General features: G+C 50.9%; 16 protein-coding genes, 1 rRNA gene and 1 other RNA gene. 1 reads left to right on the top strand and 17 read right to left on the bottom strand.

Going from position 1 to position 16,581, the window contains the following annotated elements:
• The 15 genes from AB4Z33_RS22505 to rpoE form a co-directional block, all read right to left on the bottom strand.
• A 16S ribosomal RNA gene (locus AB4Z33_RS22505) occupies window positions 1-92 on the bottom strand; the annotation flags it as partial.
• Window positions 93-377: 285 nt separating this feature from the next.
• The gene (locus tag AB4Z33_RS22500) at window positions 378-641 is read right to left on the bottom strand and encodes a pro-sigmaK processing inhibitor BofA family protein (protein ID WP_442052030.1); all 264 of its coding nucleotides are present in this window, start codon (window positions 639-641) and stop codon (window positions 378-380) included.
• Window positions 638-886, bottom strand: coding sequence for a DUF2508 family protein (locus AB4Z33_RS22495; protein ID WP_442052029.1), 249 nt, complete (start codon window positions 884-886; stop codon window positions 638-640). Before AB4Z33_RS22495 ends, AB4Z33_RS22500 begins: the two co-directional genes overlap by 4 nt.
• Window positions 887-1,019: 133 nt before the next feature.
• Window positions 1,020-1,619 (bottom strand): recombination mediator RecR, encoded by a 600-nt coding sequence (recR, locus tag AB4Z33_RS22490; protein ID WP_307208436.1) that lies wholly within the window; start codon window positions 1,617-1,619, stop codon window positions 1,020-1,022.
• Between the two features lie 61 nt (window positions 1,620-1,680).
• Window positions 1,681-1,992, bottom strand: a complete 312-nt coding sequence (locus tag AB4Z33_RS22485; RefSeq protein ID WP_442052028.1) for a YbaB/EbfC family nucleoid-associated protein — start codon at window positions 1,990-1,992, stop codon at window positions 1,681-1,683.
• Between the two features lie 33 nt (window positions 1,993-2,025).
• Complete coding sequence (gene dnaX, locus AB4Z33_RS22480) at window positions 2,026-3,831, bottom strand: DNA polymerase III subunit gamma/tau (RefSeq protein WP_442052027.1); 1,806 nt, start codon at window positions 3,829-3,831, stop codon at window positions 2,026-2,028.
• Between the two features lie 261 nt (window positions 3,832-4,092).
• An RNA gene (ffs, locus tag AB4Z33_RS22475) (signal recognition particle sRNA large type) lies at window positions 4,093-4,360 on the bottom strand.
• A gap of 88 nt (window positions 4,361-4,448) precedes the next feature.
• The gene (locus tag AB4Z33_RS22470) at window positions 4,449-4,790 is read right to left on the bottom strand and encodes a hypothetical protein (protein ID WP_442052026.1); all 342 of its coding nucleotides are present in this window, start codon (window positions 4,788-4,790) and stop codon (window positions 4,449-4,451) included.
• Window positions 4,791-4,943: 153 nt separating this feature from the next.
• Window positions 4,944-5,141 (bottom strand): 50S ribosomal protein L31, encoded by a 198-nt coding sequence (rpmE, locus tag AB4Z33_RS22465; RefSeq protein ID WP_307208422.1) that lies wholly within the window; start codon window positions 5,139-5,141, stop codon window positions 4,944-4,946.
• A 163-nt stretch (window positions 5,142-5,304) separates the two neighbouring features.
• Window positions 5,305-6,558 (bottom strand): radical SAM protein, encoded by a 1,254-nt coding sequence (locus AB4Z33_RS22460; protein WP_442052025.1) that lies wholly within the window; start codon window positions 6,556-6,558, stop codon window positions 5,305-5,307.
• 21 nt (window positions 6,559-6,579) lie between these two features.
• Window positions 6,580-7,920 (bottom strand): transcription termination factor Rho, encoded by a 1,341-nt coding sequence (gene rho / locus AB4Z33_RS22455; protein ID WP_442052024.1) that lies wholly within the window; start codon window positions 7,918-7,920, stop codon window positions 6,580-6,582.
• Between the two features lie 98 nt (window positions 7,921-8,018).
• Window positions 8,019-9,287, bottom strand: a complete 1,269-nt coding sequence (locus AB4Z33_RS22450; protein ID WP_442052023.1) for a UDP-N-acetylglucosamine 1-carboxyvinyltransferase — start codon at window positions 9,285-9,287, stop codon at window positions 8,019-8,021.
• Between the two features lie 372 nt (window positions 9,288-9,659).
• Entirely contained in the window at window positions 9,660-10,058 is a 399-nt protein-coding gene (locus tag AB4Z33_RS22445) for a response regulator (RefSeq protein ID WP_337102246.1), read from the bottom strand.
• A 220-nt stretch (window positions 10,059-10,278) separates the two neighbouring features.
• Window positions 10,279-11,883 (bottom strand): CTP synthase, encoded by a 1,605-nt coding sequence (locus AB4Z33_RS22440; RefSeq protein ID WP_442052022.1) that lies wholly within the window; start codon window positions 11,881-11,883, stop codon window positions 10,279-10,281.
• A gap of 322 nt (window positions 11,884-12,205) precedes the next feature.
• Window positions 12,206-12,778 carry a DNA-directed RNA polymerase subunit delta gene (gene rpoE / locus AB4Z33_RS22435; protein WP_442052021.1) on the bottom strand — a complete coding sequence of 191 codons (573 nt, stop codon included), beginning with the start codon at window positions 12,776-12,778 and terminating at the stop codon, window positions 12,206-12,208.
• Between the two features lie 407 nt (window positions 12,779-13,185).
• Here rpoE and AB4Z33_RS22430 point away from each other — a divergent pair, with 407 nt between their 5' ends.
• Entirely contained in the window at window positions 13,186-14,322 is a 1,137-nt protein-coding gene (locus tag AB4Z33_RS22430) for a S8 family peptidase (RefSeq protein WP_442052020.1), read from the top strand.
• A gap of 33 nt (window positions 14,323-14,355) precedes the next feature.
• Here AB4Z33_RS22430 and argS read toward each other — a convergent pair whose 3' ends face one another.
• Window positions 14,356-16,041: an arginine--tRNA ligase gene (gene argS / locus AB4Z33_RS22425; protein WP_442052019.1), complete on the bottom strand. Its 1,686-nt coding sequence runs from the start codon at window positions 16,039-16,041 to the stop codon at window positions 14,356-14,358.
• Window positions 16,041-16,508, bottom strand: a complete 468-nt coding sequence (locus AB4Z33_RS22420; RefSeq protein WP_442052018.1) for a DUF1934 domain-containing protein — start codon at window positions 16,506-16,508, stop codon at window positions 16,041-16,043. The genes argS and AB4Z33_RS22420 overlap by 1 nt, the downstream gene beginning before the upstream one ends.
• Between the last annotated feature and the right edge of the window lie 73 nt (window positions 16,509-16,581).

Raw genomic sequence — 16,581 nt, 5'->3', positions numbered from 1 at the left:
AAGTYATCCCCGAAGGAATAACTCCGCTCGACTTGCATGTATTAGGCACGCCGCCAGCGTTCGTCCTGAGCCAGGATCAAACTCTCCATAAAGGTGTTTGACTTGCTCAAAAACTTTTTTATTGCTTTAGTCAGAAGCCGAAGCTTCTTAACTGGCAGTTTCGCTCGTTGTTCAGTTTTCAAAGAACAATCTTTTCTTTCGTGTCGGCGCTTTGTCTCAGCGGCGACTTTTATAATATATCACATTCGCCCAGTTTAATGCAAGCACTTTTTTTAAAAAGTTTTCTTGGCCTTCATTACTACTGTTCTAGGCGCGAGATATAATGTAGCATAGATCGACAGACGGCGTCAACCTTTTGCCTAAACTTTATGCAGAGCTTATACGACCACCCATTGCAACCCAACGATTAAAGCTACTCCGGGCACGCCCAGCGCGACGACCGTCCCAATCGTTATCGGATTAAGCGGAACGTGCAGCCCCGGTATAACCTCAGTTGCATTAAGCACGTATAGCAATGCTGCCGCAAGTACCAGGTGCAGGCCAAAGCCTCGCAACCACCCCCATGACAGTCGATTGCGCAGCAATACCATGATAAGCAATAACGATGATACAACGAACATGGCTAACCAAATTGTTTTCATTTCATCAATCCTCCCCATTGCGGCCAATGTTTACATGTCCTTTTTGCAAGTCGAAGAAGCATTTCGTATCTCTTCTCAGCTGAAATGATCGCATAGATCGCATAATCCACCTGATCCTCGCCTGAAGCATACTCGAAGAAGCGATTCGCATTTTCCCAATCTCGATGCGCTTCTGCTATTTCCTTACGCAGCTTTTCTATCCATTCCAAGTCGCTTACAATTGTCACCGGTCGTTCTGCTGCCATCACGATCCCCTCCCGCTTGTCCTATCGCATCATCTACGCTCTCCCTATTTGTATTAGGCTTGTATGCCGAATTAGAACAAAAAAAGACTGCCTCAAGGAAATCATTCCTCGAAGCAGTCTCTATTGCAGCCATCTAGCTTAGCTCTCGCCGACCCTCAATGGCTTTGGATAATGTTACTTCATCTGCATACTCAAGATCCCCGCCGACCGGCAAACCGTGAGCAATACGTGTAACTTTGATGCCGAACGGCTTAACGAGCCGCGATAAATACATCGCTGTCGCTTCGCCCTCAATATTCGGGTTCGTGGCCAAAATCAGCTCTTGCACCTGTTCATCGCTCAGTCTTCTGAGAAGCTCGGCAATCTTGATCTCTTCAGGACCGATACCCTCCATTGGCGATATCGCACCTTGCAGCACATGATATTGCCCTTGGTAATCCTTCATTCTCTCGATTGCAACAAGATCTTTGGAATCCTGGACAACACATATGACGGATTGATCGCGAGACTTGTCTTGGCATATTTTGCACGGATCGGTATCTGTAATGTTGCAGCAGACCGAGCAGTAGAACAAATTACGCTTCACACTCACAAGCGCCTTCGCAAAATCAATGACATCGTCTTCCTTCATTCGGAGCACATGAAACGCAAGACGGGCGGCTGTCTTAGGACCRATTCCCGGCAAACGGGTAAAAGCATCAATTAATTTCGCTATCGGTTCAGGGTAAAACAAAGATGCTACAGCTCCTTTCAAGCGTCAAAAGCTAGGTGCGACTACCCGCTTCCTAGAACTCCTAGAACAAACCTGGGATTTTCATACCGCCAGTAAATTTGCCCATATCTTTGTTCGCAAGCTCGTCGACTTTACTTAGTACATCGTTAACTGCCGTCAATACAAGATCTTGCAGCATTTCTACATCTTCCGGATCTACGGCTTCAGGCTTGATCGTAATGCTCAAAATTTTCTTGTGGCCATTTGCAACAACCGTTACAACGCCGCCGCCAGCAGTTCCCTCAAGCGTCTTTGTTTCCAGTTCTTCTTGCGCCTTCATCATTTGATCTTGCATTTTCTTTACTTGCTTCATCATTTGGTTCATATTGTTCATTCCAAATCACCTCATCATTAGAATTAAGTTTAATTAAGTATTCTCTTTCACAACGACCAAATCCTCGCCAAACAACCTTACTGCTTCTTCAACCCACTCCGGGCGTTGCGCTCCTGCAGCAGGACCATCGCCTTGCTCGGGTTCGAGCTGAAGCGTCTCGCCCTGCTTCGAGGCTCCCCCATCAGCAGCGGCTGCTTGCCACTCCTTCATCATACACGTAACGAATTGAAGCGGCTTGCCCATTAATTCACGCAGTATTTGCTCGATGATATCCCGGTGCGCTTGCTTCTCGGTTGTCTCCCTATGCATCGTATTCTTGAATGCAATAAGGAGCGTGTCATCCGCGACGGCAACTGGTTCGCCATCGGTCAACCAAGCATGCACCGTGATCTTAGTCTCCTTCACACGCTGGAGCACGGCGCTCCATTTCATGCGAACTTGATTAAAGTCATCGTTGCCCGCAGCCGCCAAGTAACGATCCAGCTTAACGGCTGAACGGACAATACCGCCCGAGCTACCGCCAAAGCCTCCGCCTCGCGAGCCGCCCCCACCGCTTCGGGCTGCCGGCGCTGCTTGTCGTCCTCCAGCGTCTCCGCCAGCTCCAGATGCAGCGATGCCGTTCTGAAGCGCTTGCTCCAGCTTGCGCTCCAGCGCCTCAACCTGCTGACGCAATCGATTCACTTCCGCAGATGGCGCAGCGGAGCCAGAAGCAGCACCTTGCTGCGACTGTCCTTCACCGCCAGCTCCCAATCCCTCATCAAGCGTACATAGCTTCATGAGCGCAACCTCAAATAATGTCTGAGGCTGTGATGCATGCTTAAGCTCGACCTGATATTTGTTAAGCGTATCAATCATGGCGAACAGCCTCTGAGAGGTATAAGCATCGGCCATCAATCGGAATCTTTCTGTATCGACCACTCTCTCCGTTACAGCTCCGCCCTGCGGCGCGAGCTTAAGGACGAGCAAATCGCGGAAATAGTAAATCAAGTTCTCTAAGCACTTATCCGCACTCTTGCCTGCTTGCATCAGACTTTCTACAAGCGGCATGATTCTCGCTACGTTCCGATCTTTGACGGCATCGGCCAGCTCGTAGAATTGATCTGCTGCCATACCGCCTGTCACATCAACAGCTGCAGACAGCGTAATATGGGAATCGCCAAACGCCGATACCTGTTCCAGCAAGCTGATCGCGTCACGCATACCGCCCTCCGATAAGCGAGCGATATACGAAATGGCGTCGTCTTCCGCCTGTATGCCTTCTTCACGGCAAATTTGCAGCAATCGTTCCGTCTGTTCTTCAAGCGATACTTGCCGGAAATCGAATCGTTGGCATCGCGATATAATCGTTGCCGGCAGCTTATGGGGCTCAGTCGTCGCCAATATAAAAATCACATGGCCCGGAGGTTCCTCCAGCGTCTTAAGCAGCGCATTGAACGCTTCCGTAGTAAGCATGTGTACTTCATCTATAATATAAACTTTGTAACGGACATCCGATGGCGCATATCGCACCTTGTCGCGTATATCCCTAATCTCATCGATTCCTCGGTTGGATGCTGCGTCAATCTCGACGACATCCATAATATGTCCAGCTGTTATTCCAAGGCAAGCATCGCACTCGTTGCAGGGCTCAATGGCAGGACCTCGCTCGCAGTTAACCGCTTTCGCCAACACCTTCGCGGCAGTCGTCTTTCCTGTCCCCCGCGGGCCGTTGAACAAATAAGCGTGCGATACGCGCTGCTCCTTGATCGCATTCTGTAGTGTCTGAATAATATGCCGTTGTCCGACCATGTCCTGAAACGTCTGCGGACGCCAGGCACGATATAATGCGATATGTGACACACAGACCTTTCCTTTCGGATTGCATATAAATGGTTTATCTTAGCTCTAATCCCAATGCCTCTATTATACATGAACGCACAGCAAAGGGCTATCTCTAGACCAAGAAGCAGAAGCTGTAGTGCTTTATCAATCTACTAGAATAATAGCGATAACCCGATAACCAAAAAAACATCTGCGGCCGCGTGCGCCGACTTGAGATCGGGCTTCGATCGAAGATGTTATTTGTAAAGTTGGCTATTGCATGCATGATAGTTCGTTGTACCGTGCACCTGCCTTCGATAGATGCGACCCAGGCGGCATCCTTGCACTACAGCTCGAGTCAGGCACTCCCCCGGCACATGAACTAACTTACTTACGGCTGCTTCCTTCCGGACCTGACCGGGTTCATAAGCGTTCATTGCGGAGGACCCGACTGTCAACACTGCTCGCAAGTGCCAAACCCCATATCGACATAACCTCGAGCAGGAATTCAACCTCGCTACAGCGGATTGCGAGTTACAGGGCACCGCTACCTCCCCGTCTAGCACGGCAAAAATAAGTATAGCCGATTCCGTACTAAAGCGCAACCGACGTTGTCCGTTAATTTATGGACAACCTCTGCAGGAACTGGCAATCGACTACCGCTTCGCCTCGACATGCACGTTATATCTAGGCATATTGTATTGGACGACTGACTGCGCCTTCTCACGGACCTTAGCTACGTCTGCGTCCGACAGCTTATCATTAACGTGCAGATTCACATGCACCGTGGTGCCGTTGAAAATAATTTGCGTCTGCTCAATGCCGTCTATCGGTTTCAGCACTTGCTTGATCAAGTTGCCGTCTACATTGTAATTCAGCGTGCCGAATCGATTCGGCATGTTCGGGTTACTGTTAGAGTAGCCCATATATCCATCATGGCCGTACGTCTTCATATGGTCGGAGGTTTGGTTGCCGCAGCCCGTTGCGCTCAAAGCCATTACGGCAATAACTCCTGTTGTTACTAAGGCTGTGCGTATCCGGTTATGAAGAGCCCCGTTATTATTTTGCAATCAAAAAACCTCCCTTTAACCATAGGATGGCTGAGGGAGGCTCTTGTATTCTGCCAAATATTGGCCGAATGATTCGGACAATTAAATGCCGTATTTCTTCTTGAAACGGTCGACGCGACCGCCGGCATCCAGGAACTTCTGCTTACCCGTGAAGAACGGGTGGCATGCGGAGCAAACCTCAACGCGAAGGGTCGATTTGATCGATCCTGTCTCGAAAGTGTTGCCGCAAGCGCAAGTTGCTGTAACGACGTGGTATGTCGGATGAATAGCTGGTTTCATCTCGTTCACCTCTTTCCGCCCTGAGCTACATGCGAGCCCAGAGTATAATCACACAACTAGGATTATAGCACGAACCAATTTTCAGTTGCAATAAGCGCAATCGGTTGATATTGCGAGATTTGGAAGTCAATTCCGTCCCGAGACGGAAGGCTATCCCTTAATGTTAACGACGAAGTGCCGTTGGCGGTATGTGCGTATACGATCCGATGACGACATCCGGCAGTTCCTCGCGGAAGATTTCCAACATTTGCTTCATGCCATAAATCTCGCCCTGCGCCTTCGGAATAATCGACAGATAGCTCTCAGGGTCGATATTCAGATTGCGCATTTGAATAAGCTTAAGGCCTGTGCGCTTCGCGAAACCGATCATCGCTTCGATCTCTTCCTCGCGATCCGTTACGCCAGGGAAGATCAAGTAGTTAATGGAAGTATATACCCCTTTGTCAGTCGCGTACTTAAGCGACTTCTCCACGTTCTGAAGCGTGTAGCCGCGCGGCTTGTAATAAGCATTGTAATGCTCGTCCAGCGCGCTGATCGTGCTGACCCGCATCAGATCAAGGCCTGCATCAACTATTGCGCGCATGAAGTCGGTTAACCCGGCATTCGTATTAATGTTGATATAACCATTCGACGTCTGGCTGCGCACACGGTTCATCGCTTCAACAATGATGCGTGCTTGCGTGGACGGCTCGCCCTCGCAGCCCTGACCGAAGCTAATGATCGCGTCCGGTGTACGCAGATGCTCCAGCATAACCTCAACTACTTCGTCGACGGTCGGCTTGAAGTTCATCCGCGTCTGAGGAGCAACGAAGCCGCTGTCGTCCGGTTGCTCGGATATACAGCCAAAGCATCCGGCGTTGCAGGAATACGATACTGGAACAGCGCCTTCCCAGCGTCCGAGGAACGTGTTGGAGGACGTCAGGCATTCGTAACCGAGAGCGCAATTAGACAGATGCTTATACAACCGATTTTCCGGATATTTGGTCAAAATTCGATCGACTTGAATACCGAGCTCATCGCGATCGCAATTAAGCGGATCCCATCTCTCCGGATCGTCGCATTGTTCAGCCGTTACGTAGAACTGATCGTCCTTCCACACGACTGCGGTATAGCCGAATAACGGCAGCTTCTCATTCTTGTCGGCCTTCACGTAGCCGGGCAAGCAAAGTCTTGTGAAACCTTGCGGCAGCAAGGCGCCAACTGCTTGCGCACCGTCAGGCAGTACCTGCATCTGGCCATTGCTTGGGTTCAGTCCGATCGGCTTCGTGAAAGGAAGACTTACAAGCGTCGCTCCATTAGGGAGCGGAATGAGCTCTTCTTCCATAATTTCGACGATCATATCGCCGCTGCGGCCAAGCCCGATATAATCGGGATGGTCGAATACATTTCCATGTTCATCCGCATATACGAGATTCATGATGTTCTCCTTCCTGCGGCCTTACGATCCGTGCGTCGTGGTTCTTGGCGCTGGGCGCCGGCCGGTAGTCGACGTACTGCCGCTTTTTATGCTTGGGCGTTCCGGTTTCGCATCCGCGGATGTATCCAGCGACATGAGGAACTGCTCATTGTTCTTGCTATCGGCCAGCTTCTTCAAGAAGTTGTCCACAAATTCAAGCGAATCGTTCATATTGCGGCGAATCGACCATACTTTCTCAAGCTCTTCCTTCGTGAGCAGCATTTCCTCGCGGCGCGTGCCCGATCTGCGAATATCGAGAGCAGGGAAAATACGGCGTTCCGACAGCTTACGGTCGAGATGAAGCTCCATATTGCCCGTACCTTTAAATTCTTCATAAATGATATCATCCATACGCGAACCCGTCTCAATCAACGCAGTAGCCAATATGGTAAGGCTTCCGCCCTCTTCGATATTGCGCGCAGATCCGAAGAAACGTTTTGGACGATGGAATGCAGCAGGATCGATACCGCCACTCAGCGTGCGGCCCGATGGAGGAATAACAAGGTTGTAAGCTCTAGCCAGACGTGTAATACTATCCATCAAAATAACGACGTCCTTCTTGTGCTCGACAAGTCGCAGTGCGCGCTCAAGCACAAGCTCCGCCACTTTGATATGATTCTCAGGCAGCTCGTCGAAAGTCGACGCAACAACCTCGCCCTTCACAGAACGCTGCATATCCGTTACTTCTTCCGGGCGTTCGTCAATCAAGAGTACGAACAGCTCGATATCGGGACGATTCTCCGTAATGCTATGCGCAATTTCCTTCAATAACAGTGTCTTACCTGTCTTCGGCGGCGCTACGATAAGTCCGCGCTGACCAAGTCCAACCGGTGCAAGCAAATCCATCATTCTCGTAGACAGCTTGGATTGCGCTGTCTCTAGCACAAGCTTCTTATCGGGATAGAGAGGAGTAAGGGCAGGGAAATGCAGGCGTTCGGCTGCAGTTTCAGGGTTCTCACCGTTAACGGCATTTACCTGCAGCAGACCGAAGTAACGTTCGTTTTCTTTAGGAGGACGGCATTTGCCGGATACGAGATCGCCGTTACGAAGGTCGAATCTACGAATTTGGGAAGCAGAAATATAAATATCCTCTTTACTCGGCAAGTAATTAATAGGACGCAGGAATCCAAAACCCTCCGATAAAACGTCTAATACGCCTTCCATAAACATAAGTCCGCTTTTTTCCGCTTGCGCTCGCAATATTGCAAAAATTAGTTCTTTCTTCTTCAACTGACCATAATAAGCGATCTGATATTGCTTCGCTAGTTTGTACAATTCGGTCAGCTTCATCTCTTCCAGATCCGCGATCTGAAGGTCCGTCATGTTCTCACCACTCTATTCAGTTTTCATTATAATTGCTTGATTATCCATCATTGCCGAATCGGACGCCGTCTATTCCACAGCGCCCCTGCTTCTGCTAGTTAGTCTTCTACTGAAGTATCTTGCTCACGCCATACATCTGCGCCTAAACGTCTTAGATTTTCGACTAGATTGTCATAACCTCGATCAATGTACTCCACTCCGGAGATTTCCGTAATACCATCCTCGACTGTCAATGCCGCTACAACAAGCGCAGCTCCTGCACGCAAATCGGCAGCCTTCACTTTCGCAGCATTCAATCTGCCGCCTTCTATAACGGCCGATCGTCCTTCGACCCGTATATTCGCGCCCATACGAGAGAGCTCAGGAACATGCTTAAAGCGTGTGCCATATACGGTATCCGTAAGAATGCTAACCCCTTTGGCTTGCGTTAGCAGCGTCGTCATCGGCGATTGCAAATCGGTAGGAAAGCCCGGGTAGACAAGCGCCTTTACATCAATGGGTGAGTACTCATGCGATCCAACAATGCGGATCGATTCATCCATCTCATGCACCTCGACACCCATCTCTTCAAGCTTTGCAGTCATCGCTTCGAGATGCTTAGGAATGACGTTGTCAATCAAGACATCGCCGCGCGTTGCAGCAGCGGCAATCATATACGTACCGGCTTGGATTCGATCGGGAATGATGGAATGACGGCAGCCGTGCAGGCTCTCGACCCCTTCAATCCGAATCGTTTCTGTTCCTGCACCCTTGATCTTCGCACCCATAGCGCTCAGGAGAGTAGCTACGTCAATAATCTCAGGCTCTTTGGCTGCATTCTCGATGACGGTTAATCCTTTGGCCCGTGAGGCCGCCAGCATAATGTTAATCGTCGCGCCAACGCTTGCAACGTCCAAATAAATCTTCGCGCCGCGCAGCTCCTTGGCCGAAATGTGGATAGACCCTTGTTCGTTCGTAACCGTGGCGCCAAGCGCCTCGAAGCCTTTAATATGCTGATCGATTGGCCTTGGCTCGAAGTTGCAGCCTCCCGGCAAACCGATCGTCGCTTCGCCGAAACGGCCAAGCATTGCGCCCATCAAATAGTAGGAAGCACGAAGCAGCTTCACCTTGCCATTGGGCATCGGCTTGGCCTTCAGATGGGTAGGGTCAATCCGCATCATATCATTATCCCGCGATACGACTGCTCCAAGCTCTTGCAATATTTCACTGTATACAGCAACGTCGCTAATAAGCGGCAAATTATCAAGTACAACTTCAGACTCTGCTAGTATAGATGCCGGCACCAGCGCAACGGCGCTGTTCTTCGCCCCGCTAATCTGTACGGTGCCCCGCAGCGGCTGTCCACCGCGTATCATCAATTTCTCCATCAATATATTAATCCTCCCGTGGATTGGAAGAGAACAAAGGAAAACCGCCGAACTCAATAAGGCGGAATGTTGTCCTATGCTCCTAATTTTACGCTTGGCTGTCGTCTTAACAGCTTGGATATGATATTCCAGCGACCATTCGCGCGGTAAGCAAACTCTCTATACGCGCTGCCAAACGTCATTCTGAGCCATTATACCATAATGCGTTTCGGAATAGTGAATAAAACTCCTTCCGGTGAGGGTGAAGGAAGCGCGCAAGCGTATTAGTAGAGGCTACATCCCAATCAGAACGGCAGAATCCTACACATGATTAGAAATCTTAAAAAAACGGCATCGCCGCTAACAAGCGACGATGCCGTTCGTAAAAACGATTTATGACCCGATAGCGAATCGACTCGAAGAGCTGCCGCCTTGCAGCTCTGCATTAACCGCAATCCGCATCTCGTCGATGTCGAACGGCTTCGTAAAATGCATTAAGGCACCGAGATCGGTCGCTTCCTTAATCATGTCGAGCTCGCCGTAGGCCGTCATCATAATAACTTTAATATCGCGATTAATCGTCTTCACATGCTTCAAAATTTCCAGTCCATCCATGCCAGGGATCTTCATGTCCAGCAATACGAGGTCGGGAGCATCTCGCTTGACGATTTCTAAAGCCAGCTTGCCGTTAGACGCCTGAAACGTATCGTAGCCTTCGCTGCTGAATACTTCCATCAGCAATATTCGGATGCCGTTCTGATCATCGACGATCAATACCTTCTTCTTCTCCAACGCTAATTCCCCCCGCAACTGAGCTCAGCCCAATAATTGGCCAACTCTTCCATAATCGCTAATATATTCGCTGAGGTGGGTAAATAATCCTTCTCTTACACTGAAAAACTTGTAGGATGGTGGTAAATGATGCAGCATTGGGTAGGCAACGATTACATAAACCCAATAATAAACGAAAAATCGACCTTGCCGTCATAGGTACGGCAAGGTCGAAGCAACTTTATTGCTCGGAATATTTAAGCGCTGCGTGTACGAATCCACGGAACAGCGGTTGCGGACGGTTCGGTCTGGACGTGAATTCCGGGTGGAACTGAACAGCCAAGAACCAAGGGTGATCAGGCATCTCTACCATCTCAACGAGACGGCCGTCTGGCGAAGTGCCGGAAATGCGCAATCCTGCCGACTCAATACGCTCGCGGTATTCATTGTTGAATTCATACCGGTGACGGTGACGCTCGTATACCAGCTCATCGTTGTAAGCTTCTTCTGCAAGCGAGCCTGGTACGATTTTGCAAGGGTACAGACCAAGGCGCATCGTGCCGCCCATATCTTCAATATCCTTCTGATCCGGAAGCAGATCGATAACCGGATACGGTGTCGATGGATTAATCTCAGAGCTGTTCGCGCTAGCAAGTCCAACGACATTTCGCGCGTATTCGATAACAGCAACCTGCATGCCAAGGCAAATACCGAAGAACGGAACGTTGTTCTCACGGGCATAGCGGATAGCCGAAATTTTGCCCTCGATGCCGCGATCGCCGAAGCCGCCAGGCACAAGAATGCCGTGAACGCCTTGCAGCTTGTCCGCTACGCTCTGATCCGTAAGCTCTTCCGCATTGACCCAACGAAGCTTGATTTCGGAGTTCGCATCAATACCTGCGTGGCCAAGCGATTCCACGATACTGAGGTAAGCGTCATGAAGTGCAACGTATTTACCGACAATGGCGATTTCAGTCGTCTTCTCAAGCGATTTCACGCGCTTAACAAGGCTTTCCCATTCCGTCATGTCCGGTTGGTTCGTTGTCAGCTTCAGGTGGTTGACGACGATATCGTCAAGACCTTGCTCACGAAGCATTAATGGAACTTCATATAGTGTAGATGCATCGAGACATTCTACGACTGCATTCGCATCGATGTCGCAGAACAAACCGATCTTGCGTTTCAAGTCCTCAGCAAGCGGATATTCCGTACGGCATACGATGACATTCGGCTGAATGCCGATGCTGCGCAGCTCTTTCACGCTATGCTGGGTCGGCTTCGTTTTCACTTCGCCTGCAGCTTTAATATATGGAATAAGCGTAACGTGGATATACATCACGTTGTCGCGGCCGATGTCGCTCTTAATCTGACGAATCGCTTCAAGGAAAGGCAAGCTCTCGATATCGCCGACCGTACCGCCGATTTCTGTAATTACGACGTCCGAACCCGCTTCTTTGCCTGCGCGGAATACGCGGTCCTTAATTTCGTTCGTAATATGCGGAATAACTTGAACCGTGCCGCCGAGGTAGTCGCCGCGACGCTCTTTGGTAATTACGTTGGAATAAATTTTTCCTGTCGTTACGTTGTTGTTCTTCGACAGGTTGATGTCTATAAAGCGCTCATAATGCCCAAGGTCGAGGTCCGTTTCTGCGCCGTCGTCGGTGACGAACACTTCGCCATGCTGATAGGGACTCATCGTTCCCGGGTCTACGTTAATGTACGGGTCGAACTTTTGAATCGTTACTTTCAGACCCCTGTTCTTCAGCAAACGACCGAGCGACGCTGCGGTAATGCCTTTGCCCAGGGACGATACTACGCCGCCGGTTACAAATATATATTTGGTCACTGTGATGTTACCCTCCAAGCTCCTATGGTTAATGTTTAGGTTTGCCCATTTACTCGATAAACATGGATGCGGATACCTTCCGCTTGTCCATCCAGTTTGTGGGAATATATCCTGCCGACGCATCCCTCACAAACAAAAAAAGTGACACCCGTAGCCACGGGGCACTTTTTCCAATTGGCATATAAATATGCGTTATTTGTTAACCGAATCTTAAGCCCATGCAATAGTTTACTCCGCCGTTATAGGCGCTGTCAAGCGTAAACAGATGTTGCTGGCCATAAGCGGCAACATCTGACGTTTCGCATGGAATTCTAAGACCAGTTTACTTGTCGTCCTCGTCTTCAAATTCTTCGTCTTYCTCTTCGGCGTCGTCTTCGGAGTCTGCTTCCAGCTCTCCTTCGACTTCTTCCTCGTCAATCTCTTCGTCATCGATAACGACTTCCTCGTCAACTTCCTCTTCGGCTTCCGCCTCTTCGAAGTCTTCGCGGTCCTCGTCGTATACATCGTAATCTTCTTCTTCCGCTGCGTAAGTATCTTCTTCCTCGTCAGCGAACAGATCGTCATCATCATCGTCGTCGTCATTAATAATACGCGTACGCTTCGCATTGCCTACCGGATCCTCGGAACGCTCAACCGGATACCAGCGCTTCAGTCCCCACATATTGCTGCCTACGCAAGCGAAACGGCCGTCAATATTGATCTCCGTGTACACTTGGGCGATGAATTGGTTAATACCTTCCGCGGAAAGACCGCGTATTTTAGCGATCTCCATCATGAGATCACGGTAATAGTAAGGCGTATTCGCTGCTTTCAGAACTTCGAACGCCAAATCGACCATAGGCATTTCCTTCATACGTTCAGGATCCAGCTTTAACGTAAAATTGCTGCTGCTCATATGGACACATCCTTTCTTGCCAATCTATTTATGTACACATTCATTGCTCGCTTATCACAGTATAGTAAAACCTATTTCGTCCAAAAAAGCAAGCGGCATAGCGAAGCGGCTCCTGACACCATCCGGCGGGACCTCCACATGGGCGTAAGACAACTCACAGCTTGGACGTTCATGCAAAAAGCGAAGGGATTACTCCCTCCGCTCTGACTGTATCCGTCCGACACCAAATGCCTGATGCATAACGGTGACGTAAGAGCCCCTGAGAACTCCTAGTTCATACTATGTCCAGCGACGGAATTTGACACGGTTTCTCGCCTATTTATGATAAAAAGGGCAAGTTGCTCACGCCGACGGGTGCGATTGCTCATACAATACCTCAGCATCGTCCGTCGGGAGGGAAGCCAAATTTGGACACCGCCGCATTTATCCGCTCGTTGCAAGACACGATGGCTTGCGCAGATCCCACCGCAACGAAGCGCATTGTTCGCTTCCACCATGTGAGCGACTACCGACGCTTCCTGCAGCAGTTATCCGATGTTCCAGCGGAATCGCCGCTAAAGCAGGTAAAACAAATGTCTATTATACGCAGCCTCTCCTGCATGCTGCCAGCCGGGGAGACGCTCGAGCAATTCTCAGGGCGGGTCTGGATTGAGAAAGACTGCAAAATAAGCGTTCACGCCGCTCCAGCTCAAAAGTCGATTTCCATTGAGAAAGGAATACCCTGGGGTGTTCAACAAATAAAAGCTCCGCAAGCATGGGGAGCAACGACAGGCCATAAGGTAAAGGTCGGCGTCATCGATACTGGCATCGACTTCAACCATCCCGACCTGAGGCAATCGTTGTCTCGCGGCATTAATCTGCTGAACCGCAGCTTGCTGCCTCATGACGACAACGGACATGGGACACATATCGCTGGCACGATTGCCGCAGCCAACCAGCTTCAAGGCATGATTGGCGTTGCGCCGCGCGCCCTTATCTCTCCCGTCAAAGCATTCGATCACAATGGGAGCGCATTCGTATCAGATATTATACTCGGCATCGATTGGTGCGTCCGAAACCGCATGGATGTTATCAATATGAGCTTCGGTATGAAAACAAGAAGCAAGGCATTGCTTAACGCGGTAATAAACGCGCACAACGCGGGCGTCATTATCGTTGCCTCATCCGGCAACGACGGCAAGCGGCGTTCGGTCGATTACCCCGCCCGCTATCCCCAGACCATTGCGGTCGGCGCCACGAACAAGATGCGCCGCATCGCTCCCTTCAGTAACCGCGGTGCCTACATCGACGTTTATGCGCCCGGCGAAAAGATCGTATCCACCTGGCTGAAGGGCAAATACAACGAAATGAGCGGCACCTCGATGGCTACCTCGCATGTCAGCGGAGCTATAGCTTTACTGCTTGCGCTGAAGCCCGGCCTCTCGCCAACCGATATCAAAGCAATTATCAAACGTTCCGTACAGCCCCTAAGAGGCAGCAAAGCCCGCCGAACAATCGGCGAGCTCGATGTGATGCGTATATTGCAAGCCGTAGAGAAGACCTAGCCTCTGCGGCTTGTTTTCACGTTAGAAGAGGTACTACATCCGCTCTGGAGCGGATACGCCGACGAGGCGCAGCACGTTCGCAATAGCCGTGCGTACGGCTCCAAGCAGCGCTAGACGGGCAACTGACTGCTCCGCGTCATCCGTAATGACCCGCTCCGCTTTGTAATAGCTGTGGAATTGCGAGGCCAGCTCGTACACATAACGAATCAACCGGTGCGGCGCATGCTGAGCAGCCGCTTCCGTAATCTCTTGCGGCAGCTCGCCGAGCTTGCGCAGCAGATCGAACTCCGACTCGGCGCTCAGCTTCGCGAAGTTCAGCTTGCTCGTGTCAACAGCGCCGCTTGCAACGCCTTGCTCCTCCGCTTGGCGGAAGATGCTGCAGATACGGGCATGCGCATATTGCACATAGAACACCGGATTCTCGTTCGAAGTCGAGATCGCCAGGTCCATATCGAAATCAAGATGCGAGTCCATGCTGCGCATCGTGAAGAAGTAACGGATCGCATCGACGCCAACCTCGTCCATCAAATCCTCCATCGTTACCGCTTTGCCGGTACGCTTCGACATCTTCATCTTCTCGCCGTTCTGGAACAGGCTGACCATCTGCGCAATCAATACCGTCAGCTTCGCCGGGTCGTTGCCGAGCGCAGCCATAGCTGCCTTCACGCGCGGGATATAGCCATGGTGATCGGCACCCCAAATGTTGATCATCCGATCGAAGCCGCGGCTATACTTGTTGCGGTGGTAAGCGATATCCGGCGTCAAATACGTGTAAGAACCGTCATTTTTGACGAGAACGCGGTTTTTGTCGTCGCCGAAAGGCATCGTGGACAACCACGTTGCGCCTTCCTCTTCATAGACATGACCGGAAGCCTTCAGAGCTGCTAGGCCCTGCTCTACTTGCCCGCTCTCATAGAGCGACGTCTCGCTATACCAGACGTCGAAGCCGACGCGGAAGCGTCCGAGGTCGCGCTTAATCTTATCCAGCTCACGCTCTAGCCCGAAGCTGCGGAAGAACGTGAATCGTCCCTCGTCCGGAAGCGATAGCAGACGGTCTCCCTCTTGCCGGGCCAGCAGCTTCGCGAAGCCGATAATATCTTCGCCGTAATAGCCGTCCTCCGGCATTTCCGCCGATTGGCCCAGCGCTTGACGGTAGCGCGCTTCAATCGACACGGCAAGGTTCTCAACTTGCTTGCCCGCATCGTTAATGTAGTACTCGCGCGTCACTTCATAACCGGCAAAGTCGAGCACGTTGCAGAGCGCATCGCCTACCGCCGCTCCGCGGGCATGGCCGAGATGCAAGCTGCCTGTCGGATTCGCGCTCACGAATTCGACCTGTACGCGCTGACCTCCGCCATCTGATGTGCGACCGTAGTTATCTCCCGCTTCCAGCACTTCGCTAATAACCGAATATAAATAACTTTTCTCTATACGGAAGTTAATAAAGCCGGGACCCGCAATCTCCGCCGATTGAATCGACGCCTTCTCCGTATCGAGATGCGCGATAATCGCCTCAGCGATTTGGCGCGGATTCTTCTTCGCCAGCTTCGTCAGCTGCATCGCCGCGTTCGTTGCCAGATCGCCGTGGGACTTGTCCTTCGGCACCTCAAGCACGAATACGGGCATTTCCTCTCTGGCTGCCAAGCCGGCCGCTACCGCCGCATCGGCAATCGCGATTTTTACCTTTTCATACATTTGATCAAGCGCATTAGCTTTCATTAATAAGTATCCTCCTGTATATAGAGTCGAATGTCGAATCGACCCGATGATTGTTCATTTACACGCATCTCATATGCCCACTCCAGCGTGAATGGCAGCCCGGTCGGCAAACCGTGCTCGTCCACATTCGCTGCCCCGCCGGCGCCTGTAAGACCCAGCTTCGACGTATCCGTCTCCAGCTCGAAGGTAATAGCAGCCGAGCGGTAGCGGCCTGTGCGCCGTTGTCCGGCCGTGAACAGCTGCTCGGATTCAACAACGCCGCGGCGCACGATCGACAGCTCCTCCGGACGATAACGAATAAGCGTCCGCACTTCGCCTGCACCCGGATTGTCGTTATCTGCCGCTTCCGCATATCGGATGTAGATCGACCGCTCCTTGCGGAACCATTCCCCGGTATAGCTATGGTTAAATGAGCTCCCGTCCTGCGTGCTCGTCAGCGTAATCCGTACTTTCCTGCTGTCTCCCATTTCCGTGCTTGCTCCTAATATCAGTCTAATCGTATGTAACTACTATATACAGGAAGACTATTTATTTCAACGC

It is taken from the genome of Paenibacillus sp. 2TAB19, from assembly GCF_052115185.1.
Taxonomy (GTDB): Bacteria; Bacillota; Bacilli; order Paenibacillales; family Paenibacillaceae; genus Pristimantibacillus.
This window is presented reverse-complemented; position numbering and strand designations above follow the sequence as displayed.